Genomic DNA, 15,996 nt, shown 5'->3' with positions numbered 1-15,996 from the left:
GGAATGGATCGTTATACATATTCATTTATATAAAAAATATACTGATATAAAAACAGCATAGATTACATAGTATGAAGATATGTTTATAAATAAGTGATATTATATATTTTTCCTATAAATTATGAGAAACAAAAAATACTTTTTTCAAATTATTCTTAAGTATATATCAAGTATACAAATTAAAAATGAATGTCATTAGAAAATCCCCCCAACCCCCCTTAATAAGGGGGGCTTAAAGCACTCTTATCCTCCCGTAATTAAGGAAGGCTTAAAGCACTCTTATTCCCCCCTTATTAAGGAAGGCTTAAAGCACTCTTATTCCCCCCTTATTAAGGGGGGCTAGGGGGGATCAACCCAAGATTACTTTGATTTTGTTTCCTTTTTAGTGTCAACTTTTTCTTCTGCAAGGCTTTTTTCAATAGCGCCTTCTGTAGTCAACTGACCCAAGGCGCCTGATACCATAAGTTTAGGCAAATTCTCAATATCTTTTAACCTAGTAAGTTTACTCTCTCCCGTTGCTGTATCCCGGTGAACTACTACCACTGAGGGCACTATATCATCTCCAAATGCATCGAGTAGAGCAGGGTTATGAGTAGTTACCAAAATATCAATTTCACGTTTTCTGCCTATCTCGTGTAACATCCGTGCTAATAGTTCCGCGCGTGAGGGATGTAACCCGTTATCAACATCTTCAATAATTAACTGGCTTTTTTCAGGTATTGTTAATAAAGCCGTCATGATGGCTATAAATCTTAAAGTTCCATCTGACATGCTACGGGCATCTACTTCTTGTATTTGTCCATTTGTCCATTCTTCTTCGCAATATAACATTGCATCACTGGCATATCTACCAACACGCTCTGCCCAGACTTTTAAAATATTTCCTGCTGGTAAACCGCGTGCATATTCCGATAGTGTATCTTCGACTTCATCTTGTTTACGTGCCGATAAACCAGCTATGACTCCTGCAAGATTTGATGCATCGCTGTCTAAGCATTTAGAAAGATGCGAGTAATTCCGCATTTTAGCGGGAATTGGATTAAATACATAAATTTTCTCAAGATTGCCAATTACATGATTAACTTCAGTGATATTATCGAGTACGTAGGTATTTTTAAAGTAAGTTAAAACTGATTTGTCATTATTGGGGAGTGTCCAACGTGCATTTTTATAGTGCGTAGAAATTTTAAGAATTTTTTCGCGTTCGTCTTTTGAATCTATATAGCTGGTAACAAAATCGCGTTCAAAAATCATTGTTTTTTTATCGCGTTGATACTCACGACAGGTTATTTTTTCTTCGAGTATCATGGCATCGCGTTTTGTTTCTACGGTAATGCCATATAAATAATCGACTTGTTTACTTTCACCATTGACAAGTGCTTTGAGTGTAAATTCTACTTCGGGTTTAAGAGCTGCCCAGCTAACACCACCACGAATGGGAGGCAGAATTTTATCTCCTGCTAGTGCAGCTTCAATTTCATATCCATCAACGGTTCGTCTTAAAAACTCAAATGCTTCGACAAGATTTGATTTTCCGCTAGCATTTGTACCTATTAAAACCGTGAGTGGGTATAGCGGTAGTTCTGCATAACGAAAACTTTTCCAATTTTTCAGAAAGAGGCGCTTTAGCATACCCACTTTAATGAACAATATCTAATTGTCCTACTATCTTCCAATACTTACATCTGGGTTTTCCTCAAGCTTGATTGTATTTTCATGCTTATTATCAGCAAATTCCGATGCTGCTGTATTAAATGTTCCTGCTTGCCAGTTATCAGCAGCATCTTTAATAAAACTTGCGATTGGTATGGCAACTAGCACTCCAATAATTCCTCCTAGTTTGCCACCTATTAATAAAGAAATTACTACCCAAATTGGGTTTAGACCAGTTAAATTACCGAGTAGACGAGGCGCCACAATGTTTGAATTAATTTGGTCGAGTCCTACAGAAACAGCAAATATTTCTACACCTAACCAGAAATTTTGTAACCCGACCAATAACGAGACAATAATAATACCAATGGTAGTTCCAAACGGGAATAACGAAAATATTCCAATAGTAACACCGAATAATAAAGCGAGTGGCACTTGTAAAAGTACAAATGCCAATATCAACGAGACTGCAAGAATTGAGCCTAAAACAGCTTGACCTAGAAAGTAATTTTGAAAATCCTCACGCAACAATTGACGAACTTGGGTACTTATATGACTTGGAAACCATTTAAAAATTCCATCCCAAAGCTGCTCACCATTGAATACCATATAAATAGTTAATACTACTGTTAAGAGTACATTAACTAAAGTACCAATAGTATCTACAGCAATGCCCAGTATTTTTCCTGTAAATGTTTGTAGTTGATTTGAGACTTTATCCAGAACTTGGGTTACTATCTCACTCAAATTAATCGGTAACTCCTGTTGCTGAAGTGCCCAATCTTGAAACGCTTGTAATTGCGCGGTTCCTGAATCAATCCAAGTTGGTAAAATATTTGCTAGTTCGTAAATTTGTTCTAAAATCAATGGTACAAGAGTGATAGTGATGCCAACACCCCCCACCAAAGTAATTAACAAGGCGCCTGCAATTGCCAACTTACGCTTAATTCCCTGTCGCTGGAAAAACTCGATAGGGTAGTCCAGAATAAATGCGAGTAAGATAGCAGTAATAAATATATTAACTAATGGTTGAAAATACTTAATCACTTGTAGCAAAACCCAACCATTTAAAACAGTTAGGGGAAAAGCAATTCCAATAGTTAACCACCGGGGAAATTTGTTGACTTGCATCATGAATCGTGCGTTATGAGTGCTGACTGCTATTATCCATGAAATTTATTAAGATTTGTTGATGAGCAGGCGCCAATAGTCGCTCTTCCTTCGCATTATCAGAATAGTAACTACCCTTACAAATATCAGATGGCAAAAGCATTGCCATATCCCAACCTTCATTCAGAGCTAGTTGCTCAAACTCGACATCTAAAGTTGCACTAAAAACATGACGTATAACATTTTCGTCACGATAGCAACCAAAAAAGCTAAATGTAGAGGGTAGTTTGTAACCAATTTCTTCTAATATTTCCCGTTGTACCGCGACTTCGGGAGTTTCACCTGGCTCAATATGTCCACCAAACAAAGCCCAATATCCAGGCAAACGGATAGTCGGTATATTATCCCGCAATTGCATTAGATACTTATTATCTCGATAAAGAATTGCAATAGCAGCCTGTGTTGTTATATTCATAAATATTTACTATTTAAATTATAAGTATAAATTATTACTTCTCTTCAATATAAACTTCACCTTTTTCTTGTCCAGCCAAGGGAATGCTCTTGTAGCGAAGTTGACCTTTGAAGACAGCTTGCTCCCCAACTTTAAATCCCTTCTGGTTTGTCAATACAACGATTGACCCAGTGGAGTCATTTAGCTGGTATGCGTGCTTACCCAGCAAGGGTATATATTTTTCAATTTTTCCTTGAATGTAGACTGTAGAATCTTTTTGCTGTGGTGTTAGCTGTTTAATCGGTGTAATGTTGGCGCCAATGGCATTCATGCTTGTGCTTATATTTGAGCAGCTTGCTAAACCAGCAAAAGCAGTCACTGCCAAAGCCCAACGAAATACTGAAATTGGATGGTAAAAAAAATGTGCCTGCTTCATAGCACCCCAAGTAAGGAGAAAGTTTTGTATCAGTATGTGCTTTGTCGCCATTTTAATCAAGTCAGTTCCCCTGAAAAGTACAGCAGCTTACAATGCCCTTTAATCTCAAAAATATACTCTCTACTGATACAACTCTTCTGAGAAAATAGGGACTGGGGAATAGTAGCCACCCTAAACCCATATTCAAAAATCTAAACATTCCCAATGGAAACACAAACTGCTAAAATCCTTGACGGTAAAGCGCTAAGTGCGAAAATTCAACAATCTTTGTCAGCACAAATTCAAGAACTGCAACCCAAATTCGGGCGCCCTCCTGGTTTAGCTGTACTAATGGTTGGCGATAATCCTGCTTCTGCGGCCTATGTACGTGGTAAAGAGCGTGCTTGTGAAAAAGTTGGGATTGCATCGTTCGGGAAACATTTTCCAACTCAGACAAGTTTGGCGGAACTCGAAGATACTATTGCAGCACTTAATAATGACCCACAAGTCGATGGCATTTTAGTACAATTACCTTTACCTGAGCATTTAGACTCTGTAAAACTTCTGAACCAAATTGCACCTGAGAAAGATGTTGATGGTTTACATCCTGTGAATATGGGGCGCCTGGTGCGAAGCGAGGAAGGGTTACGTTCTTGCACTCCTGCTGGTGTAATGCGGCTCTTAGAAGAATATCAAATTCCTGTGCAAGGTAAACAAGCTGTAGTATTGGGACGCAGCATATTAGTAGGTAAACCCTTGGCTTTAATGCTGCTCGAAGCAAACGCTACCGTCACCGTCGCCCATTCTCGTTCTCACGAAATTAAATCCATTACACAATCAGCAGATATTCTTATTGCTGCTGTTGGACGAAATGGACTTGTCACAGGCGAAATGTTGAAACCGGGCGCAATTGTGGTAGATGTGGGGATAAATCGCGTTGTTGATGCTAGTGGCAAAGACCGTTTAATCGGTGATGTTCACTTTGAGTCAGCTTCAAAAGTAGCAGAATATATTACCCCCGTTCCTGGCGGTATTGGTCCAATGACAGTTGCGATGTTGCTACAAAATACTGTCAAAAGCTATCTCACTCGATTTTAGATTTTAGAACTTTATCAACTTACTCCCTTAAAATTGTAACCTATATGACAGAACCTCAAGGATACTTAGCATGGTAGCAGCGGATAATATTCAAACTAAACAACCCACCCAGCCTGGTGCAAAATTTAACCTTAAGGATTACCTCAAAGCACGTCAGCAGATTTGTGAAGCCGCGCTCGATAAATCGCTGCCTATGCAGTATCCTGAAAAAATTTACGAAGCAATGCGCTATTCGCTTTTGGCTGGAGGTAAGCGCTTACGTCCGATTTTGTGCATCGCTACCTGTGAAATGATTGGTGGCACAATTGATATGGCCATGCCTACCGCGTGCGCGTTGGAAATGGTTCATACCATGTCGCTTATTCATGATGACCTCCCCGCAATGGATAATGATGATTATCGACGTGGGAAGTTGACAAATCACAAAGTTTATGGTGAAGATATCGCTATTTTAGCTGGCGATGGTTTACTGGCTTATGCTTTTGAGTTCATTGTTGAAAATACTCAAAATGTGGCGCCTGATGCTATTTTAAAAGTTGTTTCTCGCATTGGACGCGCGGTTGGTGCCGCCGGTTTAGTAGGTGGTCAAGTTGTAGATTTAGAATCTGAGGGTAAAAGCGACACAAAGATCGAAACCCTCAACTTCATCCATAATCATAAAACCGCAGCGCTTTTAGAAGCTTGTGTCGTTTGTGGTGGCATTTTAGCAGGCGCCAATACTGAAGAAGTACAGCGACTATCACGGTATTCTCAAAACATTGGGCTAGCATTCCAAATAATCGATGATATTTTGGATATTACAGCAACACAAGAACAGTTAGGTAAAACCGCAGGCAAAGACCTAAAAGCGCAAAAAGTTACCTATCCAAGTCTTTGGGGAATCGAAGAATCGCGCAAAAAAGCCGACCAACTTATTAAAGACGCATGTGCAGAACTTCAACCATACGGAGAAAAAGCCCAGCCGTTGATAGCTTTAGCACACTTTATTACAAACCGTAACCACTAATTTTATTACTTGGTTGCATCACATACTTTACTTCAGACACGAGAGTGTTTAACATATACAAACTTATCTGAAATAACATGCAGGACATAGGCGACATCTTTAACAACCGGGTGCTGCTGGTTGCCCTCACAGCTTGTTTCATGGCTCAAGCTATAAAACTAGCTGTTGAAATCATCAAAAATCGTAAGTTGAATGTACAGGTCTTAGTCACAACTGGAGGAATGCCCAGCGCACACTCAGCTTTAGTCACAGCTTTAGCAGCAGGTGTCGGGCAAACAGTTGGGTGGCAAAGTCCAGAATTCGCACTTGCAACGGTTTTTGCCATCATTGTCATGTACGATGCGGCTGGAGTTCGTCAAGCTGCTGGTAAACAAGCGCGTATTCTTAACCAAATGATAGACGAATTATTTCGTGAACACCCTAACTTTAACGAAGACCGCTTGAAAGAATTACTCGGTCATACTCCGTTTCAAGTTATAGCTGGTTCAGCTTTGGGTGTTACAGTCTCTTTATTAGCACGCGCTGCCTATTAAAAATGTAGAGACGCGATATATCGCGTCTCTACAATTATTGTAATTTGACGATGGGGCGCAGCAACACTACCCTACGCGCGTCTACCATTTGGGTATAGAAACCGCGCTCAGAAAGTGTTTGTAATGTATTTTGCGCTTCACGAGAGTTCGTTGTATAAACTGCTAACAAGTAAGGACGCTGACCGTAAGAAACGAAGCCAATATCGCCTCCAACTACTTGCTGTACTTGTTTCACTGTTTCTGGCCTATTGAAGTAATCAACTAACACTGCATAACCCTGACCCAACGTTTGTGGTTTGGGTGCTGGTCTCACAACTGGTTTAGTAGCTACATCTTGAGGTCGAGTTGTGATAATAGCAGAAAGACCCGCAGAATCGCGTATAAATCTCGCCCAGCGATTTGCATCTTCTAGCTTACCAAAACCACCTATGCGGGTTACGATGTCATTGAGATATCTACAGACAGAAGTGTTAGTTTCTGAAGGCAGGACGCGACGCAATTGATTTTGATTATCAGTTGTAGGACTAATTACCAACAAAAGATACTCACCACCGTTAGGTGGACGGCAAACAGAAATGTTCTGTTGGGCGCCTACAGAATTCATGCTGCCCATCAACCCAGCAATCGTAATAAACAAAGCACTAGATAAAGTCTGAAGTCTCTCCACTACAGTTGAACACATAAATTGCTTCTCTTCAAAGATTTCGCGTACTTCGATTTTGTTCCCCAAAACAAAAAATGCCCAGTAGAGACGTGATTAATCACGTCTCTACATTTACACTGTTACCATTGACGCTAAAGCATCGGGTATTGACTCGCTCGGCGCCTGAAATTCTCCTGTAATGACGTACTCCAAACGAAGTTTTAACCAAGTGATAAACTGAGAGTTAGTTGAAATTACTGCCACAGATGGTTGTGGACACTTCGCTTTTATACTCACCATAGCAGGCGCCTCAAGAAACGCAGGCTGTTTGACTAACCAAAAATCAATTTCTTTTTCGTTTTCGTGGTAATAACGAGTTCGTTCTTTCAAAACCTCTTCAAATGGTTCTTCTTCGAGTAAAAAACGCTGACTTGCTAAAACGTAATAGTATGTCGTCATTTTTCTTCCTTATACTTCTAATTAATAATTTAAGGATACAGCGATTACTGACTGTATCCAAGCGCTATTAACTCTTTGTGAATCGCTTAAATAAAGAAACTGGATTAAACGGACACCCTTGCGACTTAGTATCAGATGCTACCTTCCCTCCCGCTGTTAACTGAGTAAGAAACAGGGAATTATCAAAGTAGTGTTCCATCGATTCTATTTTCAAGTCAGAAGTAACTTTTGCTACGCTCATACCAATAATTTCCACAGTTTCACCAGTGGGAGCAAAGTCTTTGTACTGACCTTTAAAATGACCCCAATGGCGCCACTTGAAAGTCACGTTAGGTGGTCCAGAATATACTTCGAGCAATTCCCAAGGAAAACCATTGGGAAAGGTTGTGTGAAAAATGTGATGTGAGGATTCAAAAGACTCTTCCGACGATTTGTAATGTTCGGAATTTGCCATAAACACATTATAAGTACCTTTGGCGCCAAGTTCTACAGCATCAAATTCACGCCCCCCATTAGTACTAACACGGAATTTATCTTTAACAACCGATAACCATTGTTGGGGGTTAGTCTTGAAAGATACTTCCATTTCAAAAGTTCGCACCAAATTTTGAACGATAGCTTCGAGCGACCCCTCCATATGTTTACATACGCTTTCTTTTGCCAAATTATCGTTCGAGCGAGAATAATCTGGAGCTTTTCCTGTACGCCATTCAACATCGGCAGTTGCACTATATGCAATTACCGTATCGCGATGTTGTACCCAAAGTGGTAAATTATTAGATTGTTCGTTTGATGGTTGTTTTGCGTTTGTTGCAGTCATAGAAGTTATGGCTTGTGTTTTCAATTACTTGAGATTTCGCAGTAAAAACCCCTCTATGACATCTCTACACAATTAATATTCGCCGCGTATTGCCATTTTCATTTCGCGAACAGCACGCTCAATACCAACTAGTGCAGCCCTACTAATAATAGTATGCCCGATATTCAACTCCTCCATTCCAGGAAGACACGCGACAGGATATACATTCCAGTAAGTAAGTCCATGACCAGCGTTGACTCTTAACCCTGCTTTTAAAGCTTGTTCGCATCCAGCAGCTAAAAAATCTAACTCGTGCTTACGACTCAAATCATCTTTTGCGTCAGCATACTTACCTGTATGTAACTCAATAAACTTAGCCCGCAATGAGGCAGAAGCTTCTATTTGTGCAGGTTCAGCGTCAATAAACAAGCTAACAGGAATATTAGCGCTTTGCAGTTTATCAACAACTTCTCCAATTCTACCAATTTGCCCAACGATATCTAAACCGCCTTCTGTAGTTACTTCTTCGCGACGTTCAGGTACCAAAGTTATATAGTCAGGTTTAATATCAAGTGCAATAGCTGCCATTTCTTCAGTTGCAGCCATTTCCAAATTCAAATGTGTACGTACCGTCTGTCGCAATAACCGTACATCTCTATCTTGAATATGGCGCCTATCTTCCCGTAGATGTGCAGTAATACCATCGGCACCTGCTAATTCTGCTAATACTGCTGCTGCTACTGGGTCTGGTTCTACCGTTCTACGAGCCTGACGAATGGTAGCAATATGGTCGATGTTCACCCCAAGTGTTAAAGTCACCCTTGTATATTCCTTAATTCCACAATCCTAGAAAAAATTATTGTACTAGAAATAAAGCCCTTCTTGTAGCACAGGCATCTTGCCTGTGCAGTCATGTATTATTTTTACCACACAGACACAGAGTACACGGAGAGAGGAGGAATGAACCACATAAGGAGCGAGGATTTCCCGCATGCATAACTAATAACTCCCGGTTCGCCCATTTTAAATTGAGTTAAGAAAAAGCTGAACGATTTAATCAGGGTTCTAGGTTATAGTTCAACTGCACTCTTGTTCTAAATTGGCACCATCACATAAAAATAGAGTTTGTAAAGCGGGATGGTATTTTAAGGTAAATCGCTCAAACCGTTGTTAAATATAGATTCTCAGTTTTTCGGCAATTTCTCTAACTCCAAAAAAAATGAGCGAACCAGGAGTAATAACCCGCAACTTGGGTTAATAATATGGAGTACTAGAAGCAAAATCTATTTTGCTTTTATAGTAAATAATAATCAAACCAAGTAGCCATTTGTTATATGACAGTAGCGTTAATCCCGACCAAGCAATATATCGAACAACGAGGTGAAGGATATTACATAGAGGGGACACGTATCTCTCTCGATTCAATTGTATACGCTTTCCTAGATGGAGAATCTCTTGAAAGCATTGCCCAAAACTTTCCATTGCTCTCGCTTGAACAAGTTTTTGGTGCTATTACTTTCTACCTTGCCAATCGAGAACTGATTGATACTTATTTACGCTCAGGTGAGAAAGAATTTAATAAACTGCAACAATCTTGTAGAGAGAAGAATCCGCTTCTGTATCAAAAATTAAAAGCTGCTCAAGCACAGAAGCGTGTGTAGAATATGACGAGTATTAAATTTCAAGCAGATGCAGACCTTAATCAAGCCATTTTGACTGGAACACTACGTAGGCAACCAACCATTGATTTTCAATCAGCATTTGAAGCAGGATTTGAAGGAAAGAAAGACTCAGAAGTATTAGCCATTGCGGCAATAATAGTAGGATTCTTGTAAGCCATGACCGCAGAACTATGCCTGCTGAGTTTGGTCAGTTTATAATGTCACAAACAAGTTCTGGAGTTTTAATTCTCTCTAAAAATTTGTCAATAAGTGATGCTATTGAAGCGCTCATTCTCGTTTGGGAAGTATCTACTGCTGAAGAATGGGTTAATCAAATTATGTCTATTCCATTCTAAAAAACGACAATGAAGGGGAATTTTTGGCCCGTTTGAGCTTTTACGCTTTATTTAAGGGAAATTTAACTCGACGCACTAGTATAAAACCTTAGTGCAAACCGCCAAAACCAGGATGATAAGAAGAATAAACCTAACGCTAACACTCCGGCGCCTATTAACCAACCTACCTGACTTCTACCCAGCATCGCTTCTGCTGGAATAGTCGTTAAAAAGGCAACTGGCACTACAAATGTAAAGAAAAATCTAAACGCTGTTGGATAAGCGACCATTGGATATCTACCTGCTTCTAGCAACCCACGCAATACTTCGGTAACGTTATAAATCTTTACAAACCAAATACTTGTGGCGCCGAGCATAAACCACAAGCTGTATAGTACAACCAACCCAAAAGATATAGGTATTAAGCTGATTAAATAACTATTAATCCCTATACCAAGACGAGTTCCTGCGTAGCCAATTAGTACTACACCAAAAATTAAATCTGGCAATCCCCAAGGTGATAAAGTGTGGAATGATAACCAAAACTGACTTTTTACGGGTTTGAGCAAAACAAAATCGAGTGTACCTTCTTGAACATGACGAACTATTTTATTTAGATTTGGCGCCAGAAATGTTGCCGCAAAGCCTTGGAGTAAAGTAAAAACACCTAGAACTAATAAAGCCTCTTCCCATGACCAGCCCGCGAAAGAATAGCCTTTGCGATAAAATAAAAATAAACCAAACAAACTACCCGCCAAGTTTCCAACGCTACTCAAACTCGCCAAAATAAAATTAACCCGATATTCCATTTCGGCAGCTATCGCAGCACTCCAAAATAGTCTAATCATCTTTAAATATCTTTTCATATCACCTCCACCATTAAATCTTGCAGGCGCCTTGCTTATCAAAATATTACAATAACCAAGAGTAACGTATATTCTGTAACGCTATACAATAAATTTACTTAATTATATTTACCACAGAGGCGCAGAGAACATAGAGAAATTTGTTCAGGTAGTGTACCGCAGGTAGATTGGCACCTAACTATTCACAATTAATTACATGAAGCGTTAGAGACCAAGATTATATTTGTGACGCAACAATAGTCAATTTTCTGTCTATACGTATACGTAGAAACCTTACATGTAACGTCTCTACACGTCCGGTATCATGCAAAACCCTAATCTGAGGGGCAATATTATCGCTTTTACCTTATTGGTTATTTTCTTACATGAGCGATAAAACTTTATGGGAAAACCAAATGCAAGATTTTATTGAAGTACTAGCACAAAGGCTAGAGATTAAGGATTTAATTGCTCAAAATCTTAAGGGAATAGAAGAATTAATATTAGTGCCTCACTTGTTACTGCATCAAATTCCCTTCGCTGCTTTACCTATTGGAAATAATCAATACTTAGCAGATAAGTTTATTATTCGCTACATCGCTAGCTGCCAAGTTTTAGAGTTTTGTAAACAGCGCCCTAATATAGAGATAGGATATATTGCTTCTCTACAATACGGTACTGTGGAAGATGCTAATAACAATCTTGCGTGTGCCGCTTTTGAGGGTGAAAAAATTGCCAATTTATACAATATTCCTTTGGAAAAACGCTTAATTGGAGGTCAAGCGACCTGTAATAACTATCGACAGTTAGCGAAACAAGTCCAAGTGCTTCATTCTTGCCATCACGCCCAATCTCGCCTTGATAATCCTTCAAGAAAAGTACGAAAATTGGGTAAGTACGCTTCAATATTGGTCAATAGAAAAAGGCTTGTTTGTCAGTTATAATCCAAGAGATACTTCTTTTATTGAACAACTAGTAGATGCTTTACTCTACCACAGTGACAACCTTTCGATGGGCAGGTATTTAAAATTATCATAAAGTACAAAGCTATTATTAAATTATTAGCATTACTTAATACAGTTTAATCAAATTGTTCAAAAAATATATGAATGAAGAAGTAAATCCTAACTCTCAAGAAAAAATAGACAAAGCATGGCAAGCATTAGAAGAAGCTAGGCAAGTTCAAAAAGCTTGGCTAGCTCATGGGATTGACTTTGTAGAACTATACGTTGAAGATTGGGATGGAGACTGGCTGGAAACTTGGGGTGACGATGATGAAGAAGATGAAAATCCTTCTATAGAACCAATTCTTAGTTTTTTAGAAAGTGATGATTCTGTAGCTGTAAAAGTGAGGACACAGTTACAAGATAAATCTCTTCCTGAGATTGCTGCTCAATTAGAGAAGTGTTTGAGTGTTTCAGAGGCAGAAGATAGAATTTTTGCTGTTAAGGATTTATTAGCGGATCGCATGGAAAATAAAGAAAGTTTCCGTTCAGATAATGATGATAATCATATTGATTTGCTTGATTTAACAGAAGAACTAGTAGAGAAGCTTGGTGAGATTTTGCCGAACTAATCCCCAAGTATAGTTGTAGGGGCGCCGAAATAACGCAATACTAAATTGTTTTTGAACAAATCATACGGTTTGTAAGCTGGGTTTTGCCATACTCTTTGGTAACTGTATCTTTATAAATCTTTAGAAATAAGCGATTCTGTTGTGAGTGAAGAAGAATTTACGCATACTATCCAAATTATCCGTCAACAGATAGAGGCGCTGTACCTGATATCTTGCACCTCTACGTATAAATTCTTAAATTTCAATAAGCCTGTTTATAATAGTACTGATTAACTTAGTTCATTTTAATGAACTTAAGCCCCAACGCCTACGGGTTTTAACCCTAGGCGGGTATGGGCATCATTGTAAAATTGGTAAATAAAGTTACATGTATAAACCCAGGTGCAAGATATGAGGTACGGATATATTGATTCAACGCCAATACAAGAACAATTGAGTAATACTATGGAGGAAATTGGCGCCTCTGCTACCTCGTTTTCACTAAAAATTCCAAAGTGTTGATCAGGCAGCTAAATAGTGACCGCCGCGCGCTTCAAAAGCAAAATATAAAATGGGTAACTGAAACTGCTAGGTGCAAATCTTATTTTTATTGATATCACCAAGCACATACATCTTGAGAACGAATTGGAAAGCTTAAGAGCAAAACTGGCAAGGCTTACTCAGTAACTGTATGGTGGGCAATGCCCACCCCTACCAAAGCCAAAAGTTCTTCTAATAGGGAGGCTTTTTCTTAGTTACGCTCAACATTGGTAGTGATGTGCTTGAAGAGCGTTCAGGTAGGTAAAGCTGCTTTACTGGTTTTTCTTCTTGCGGCGATGGACGACTTTGCCCGGATAGGCGCCACCATCGGAACGCTAGCGTCAAACCCGCTGTTCCTAAACCAAAAGCGAATAAAGACCAACTGTCACCGAACCCGCCAATCACAGCATCAACTACCCCTACGGTAATTAATCCGCTAACTACTGGTTCTCGACGGTATGTAGATTTTAATAAACGAGGTAACGCAATATTCATCACAGCTTTTTCTTTTAGACTTTTGTATAAATTTACCTAAAATGCTTCACCTGTTGTCGGCGCCAAATAATGAAACTCCATCATTATTTATTATAATTTTGATTCATATATAGCAGGGGAAGACATTTTATCAGCACGGAGCTACAACATTGGTATTACTATAACCGTGAGCATCAATCTTGCGATAGACGGCATTTTACAGTATTTCAGTCATAATTAAGTTCATATGTATTAAAAACCAGCCCGATACTTTAATAATCGGCTGGCAACGAAGCCTTACCTGTAAGGTTACAACTAAGACTACAACTTATACACTATGTTTTCCGGCAAGTGGTAATCGAAAATAGAGATAAATCGCACTGACCCTAAATTCTGTGCTTTTTTTCGCGGCTTATCCCCTACGCCAGCATCCAAGACGACTGAACTAGCAGCTACTTGATTGATGAGGTAAACTCTTAAGCATTGCTTAAACTAGGAATATACCAACTGGGCATCGCCACCACATATCCCTTAAGTGCTGTATAAGTCAGCCTTTCTTATAGTCACAGAACTTAAACCTGGAGGTTTATATATCACAGGCTTTTAAAAATTGAGTAGAAAATTATGCATCAGATAAACTTCCTAAGCATGAGGTGAAGTTTGTATACATAAATTGGCTAAATTTACAACCCACCCGTAGCTTCTTATCTAAATTAACACAAAAGTCTTAATTTGCATGATTTTCCACACTTAATTTAAACACTATCAACTTTAACAACATATGTCAAGATGCAATTAACTCTACTTTGTGCGTCTGTTATCTACCGTCAGAAGTCTAAAATATCACTGGTAAGCTTTATCCAGTATTACGTCTATCGTAAACCGAGCCAAGTTAAAACTCCTTTGTCAGTGACGTATTCAATCACCACAATTAGGAGGAATCCAATCATGGCAGCTCTACCGTTCAAACGTTCGGCATACTCATTAAATCCAAACTTGGGTTCTTCGAGCTTGGGTGTAATGCTAGGTTGTGGCTGAGTCATCATTTACAATACCTCAATAAGGCAAACTTAAGTTTACAGCAGTTTGTGACACTTTTGCTTTCGGGTAAAGCAAACTAGTTTTGTTACAAAAAGTAATTATTCTTTATATATTTTAGTGAAAATGCGTCAATAGTCAAGAAACGGCTGGAAATACTGTAAACAAAAATAAAATATTCCAGGTTGGTGTTATTCGTATCTAACGTATCAAACTGGCAACTTAGTCTAAGAGAAACTACACTAAAGCAAAATTAAATTAGAGGCAGTAAATGGAAATTGGTATTCCCAAGGAAACAAAAGACCAAGAGTTTCGAGTCGGGTTGAGTCCTTCAGTAGCGCGCGTGTTGCGAGAAAGTGGTCATCGCGTTTATGTTGAAACACAAGCAGGTGTGGGTGCTGGATTTAGTGATGATGATTATCTACACGCTGGCGCCGAAATTGTGCCAACTCAAGAAGCTGTATGGAATCGTGAGTTAGTAGTCAAGGTCAAAGAACCTCTAGAATCTGAGTATAAATTTTTACAAAAAGAGCAAATATTATTTACATATTTACATTTAGCTGCTGACCGTAAGTTAACTGAGCATTTAATTGATTGTGGTGTTACTGCCATAGCATATGAAACTGTAGAACAATCTGGCGCCAACAAATTACCGTTGCTAACCCCAATGAGTATTATTGCCGGAAGATTATCTGTACAGTTTGGCGCCAGATATTTAGAGCGTCAACAGGGGGGTAGAGGAGTACTATTAGGTGGAGTCCCTGGTGTTAAACCGGGCAAGGTAGTAATTTTAGGTGGTGGGGTTGTAGGAACCGAAGCTGCTAGAATTGCTGTTGGCATGGGCGCCTCGGTTCAGATATTAGATGTAAATGTCGATAGATTGAGTTATTTAGAGACAATATTCGGTTCGCGCGTTGAATTACTATATAGTAACTCTGCTCATATTGAAGCTGCTGTTAAAGATGCTGACTTACTAATTGGCGCCGTATTGGTGCTAGGAAAAAGGGCGCCTATATTAGTATCGCGTACACTTGTTAAACAAATGCGTGCGGGTTCCGTAATTGTGGATGTAGCAGTTGACCAAGGTGGATGTATAGAAACTTTAAATCCTACATCTCATACCAACCCAGTTTATATAGAAGAAGGTGTTGTTCACTACGGTGTACCGAATATGCCGGGTGCAGTACCTTGGACAGCAACCCAAGCACTCAATAACAGCACACAACCTTATATACAACAGCTAGCTAATTTAGGTTTAAAAGCTTTGGAAACTAATCCTGCTTTAGCTAAAGGTGTGAACGTTCAAAATCATCGTTTAGTACATCCAGCAGTACAGTCCGTATTTCCCGACTTAGTGAGTTAGCTGTAAGGTCGTCAC

20 protein-coding genes are annotated in these 15,996 nt (G+C 39.2%); 9 read left to right on the top strand and 11 right to left on the bottom strand.

Annotated features, from left to right (window positions below; genetic code table 11):
- Positions 1–360: 360 nt before the first annotated feature.
- From DSM106972_RS06570 to DSM106972_RS06555, 4 genes are read right to left on the bottom strand one after another with little or no spacing between them, the layout of a single operon-like run.
- Positions 361–1,632: an AAA family ATPase gene (locus DSM106972_RS06570; protein ID WP_127079930.1), complete on the bottom strand. Its 1,272-nt coding sequence runs from the start codon at positions 1,630–1,632 to the stop codon at positions 361–363.
- A gap of 33 nt (positions 1,633–1,665) precedes the next feature.
- The gene (locus DSM106972_RS06565; protein ID WP_233787151.1) at positions 1,666–2,787 is read right to left on the bottom strand and encodes an AI-2E family transporter; all 1,122 of its coding nucleotides are present in this window, start codon (positions 2,785–2,787) and stop codon (positions 1,666–1,668) included.
- 10 nt (positions 2,788–2,797) lie between these two features.
- Complete coding sequence (locus tag DSM106972_RS06560) at positions 2,798–3,238, bottom strand: NUDIX hydrolase (protein WP_127079928.1); 441 nt, start codon at positions 3,236–3,238, stop codon at positions 2,798–2,800.
- A gap of 34 nt (positions 3,239–3,272) precedes the next feature.
- Positions 3,273–3,653: a hypothetical protein gene (locus DSM106972_RS06555; RefSeq protein WP_233787152.1), complete on the bottom strand. Its 381-nt coding sequence runs from the start codon at positions 3,651–3,653 to the stop codon at positions 3,273–3,275.
- A 204-nt stretch (positions 3,654–3,857) separates the two neighbouring features.
- Here DSM106972_RS06555 and folD point away from each other — a divergent pair, with 204 nt between their 5' ends.
- From folD to DSM106972_RS06540, 3 genes are all read left to right on the top strand, one after another.
- On the top strand, positions 3,858–4,730 hold the full coding sequence (gene folD, locus DSM106972_RS06550) for a bifunctional methylenetetrahydrofolate dehydrogenase/methenyltetrahydrofolate cyclohydrolase FolD (RefSeq protein WP_127079924.1): 873 nt from the start codon (positions 3,858–3,860) through the stop codon (positions 4,728–4,730).
- 70 nt (positions 4,731–4,800) lie between these two features.
- On the top strand, positions 4,801–5,736 hold the full coding sequence (gene crtE / locus DSM106972_RS06545) for a geranylgeranyl diphosphate synthase CrtE (RefSeq protein ID WP_127079922.1): 936 nt from the start codon (positions 4,801–4,803) through the stop codon (positions 5,734–5,736).
- A gap of 77 nt (positions 5,737–5,813) precedes the next feature.
- The gene (locus DSM106972_RS06540; protein ID WP_073620144.1) at positions 5,814–6,269 is read left to right on the top strand and encodes a divergent PAP2 family protein; all 456 of its coding nucleotides are present in this window, start codon (positions 5,814–5,816) and stop codon (positions 6,267–6,269) included.
- 34 nt (positions 6,270–6,303) lie between these two features.
- Here the strand turns inward: DSM106972_RS06540 and DSM106972_RS06535 are convergent, their stop codons facing one another.
- The 4 genes from DSM106972_RS06535 to DSM106972_RS06520 form a co-directional block, all read right to left on the bottom strand.
- Complete coding sequence (locus DSM106972_RS06535; protein WP_127079920.1) at positions 6,304–6,951, bottom strand: hypothetical protein; 648 nt, start codon at positions 6,949–6,951, stop codon at positions 6,304–6,306.
- Positions 6,952–7,044: 93 nt separating this feature from the next.
- Entirely contained in the window at positions 7,045–7,371 is a 327-nt protein-coding gene (locus DSM106972_RS06530; RefSeq protein WP_127079918.1) for an MgPME-cyclase complex family protein, read from the bottom strand.
- 67 nt (positions 7,372–7,438) lie between these two features.
- Entirely contained in the window at positions 7,439–8,191 is a 753-nt protein-coding gene (locus tag DSM106972_RS06525; RefSeq protein WP_127079916.1) for a SnoaL-like polyketide cyclase, read from the bottom strand.
- 72 nt (positions 8,192–8,263) lie between these two features.
- Positions 8,264–8,989: a pyridoxine 5'-phosphate synthase gene (locus DSM106972_RS06520; RefSeq protein WP_127079914.1), complete on the bottom strand. Its 726-nt coding sequence runs from the start codon at positions 8,987–8,989 to the stop codon at positions 8,264–8,266.
- Between the two features lie 515 nt (positions 8,990–9,504).
- On the opposite strand from DSM106972_RS06520, the gene DSM106972_RS06515 reads away from it, so the two are divergent.
- The 3 genes from DSM106972_RS06515 to DSM106972_RS53165 are packed head-to-tail and all read left to right on the top strand — an operon-like array spanning position 9,505 to position 10,187.
- Entirely contained in the window at positions 9,505–9,831 is a 327-nt protein-coding gene (locus tag DSM106972_RS06515) for a DUF433 domain-containing protein (RefSeq protein WP_127079912.1), read from the top strand.
- A gap of 3 nt (positions 9,832–9,834) precedes the next feature.
- Entirely contained in the window at positions 9,835–10,005 is a 171-nt protein-coding gene (locus DSM106972_RS53170) for a hypothetical protein (RefSeq protein ID WP_233787153.1), read from the top strand.
- A gap of 44 nt (positions 10,006–10,049) precedes the next feature.
- Positions 10,050–10,187, top strand: a complete 138-nt coding sequence (locus DSM106972_RS53165) for a hypothetical protein (protein WP_233787154.1) — start codon at positions 10,050–10,052, stop codon at positions 10,185–10,187.
- A gap of 62 nt (positions 10,188–10,249) precedes the next feature.
- Here the strand turns inward: DSM106972_RS53165 and DSM106972_RS06505 are convergent, their stop codons facing one another.
- Complete coding sequence (locus DSM106972_RS06505) at positions 10,250–11,032, bottom strand: ABC transporter permease (RefSeq protein WP_127079910.1); 783 nt, start codon at positions 11,030–11,032, stop codon at positions 10,250–10,252.
- A 365-nt stretch (positions 11,033–11,397) separates the two neighbouring features.
- Between DSM106972_RS06505 and DSM106972_RS06500 the strand changes: the two genes are divergently transcribed.
- Both DSM106972_RS06500 and DSM106972_RS06495 read left to right on the top strand, forming a co-directional pair.
- A complete protein-coding gene (locus DSM106972_RS06500; RefSeq protein ID WP_127079908.1) occupies positions 11,398–11,955 on the top strand; it encodes a CHAT domain-containing protein in 558 nt (185 codons plus the stop codon).
- A gap of 161 nt (positions 11,956–12,116) precedes the next feature.
- Positions 12,117–12,587, top strand: a complete 471-nt coding sequence (locus DSM106972_RS06495; RefSeq protein WP_127079906.1) for a hypothetical protein — start codon at positions 12,117–12,119, stop codon at positions 12,585–12,587.
- Positions 12,588–13,298: 711 nt separating this feature from the next.
- Here DSM106972_RS06495 and DSM106972_RS06490 read toward each other — a convergent pair.
- Positions 13,299–13,601, bottom strand: a complete 303-nt coding sequence (locus DSM106972_RS06490; RefSeq protein ID WP_127079976.1) for a hypothetical protein — start codon at positions 13,599–13,601, stop codon at positions 13,299–13,301.
- Positions 13,602–14,452: 851 nt separating this feature from the next.
- Complete coding sequence (locus DSM106972_RS06485) at positions 14,453–14,623, bottom strand: CAB/ELIP/HLIP family chlorophyll-binding protein (RefSeq protein WP_026092971.1); 171 nt, start codon at positions 14,621–14,623, stop codon at positions 14,453–14,455.
- A 266-nt stretch (positions 14,624–14,889) separates the two neighbouring features.
- On the opposite strand from DSM106972_RS06485, the gene ald reads away from it, so the two are divergent.
- Positions 14,890–15,981, top strand: a complete 1,092-nt coding sequence (gene ald / locus DSM106972_RS06480) for an alanine dehydrogenase (RefSeq protein WP_127079904.1) — start codon at positions 14,890–14,892, stop codon at positions 15,979–15,981.
- Positions 15,982–15,996 lie beyond the last annotated feature (15 nt).

Source organism: Dulcicalothrix desertica PCC 7102 (assembly GCF_003991905.1).
GTDB lineage: Bacteria > Cyanobacteriota > Cyanobacteriia > Cyanobacteriales > Nostocaceae > Dulcicalothrix > Dulcicalothrix desertica.
Note: the sequence above shows the minus strand (reverse complement) of the source record. Positions and strands in the feature narration are given on the sequence as shown.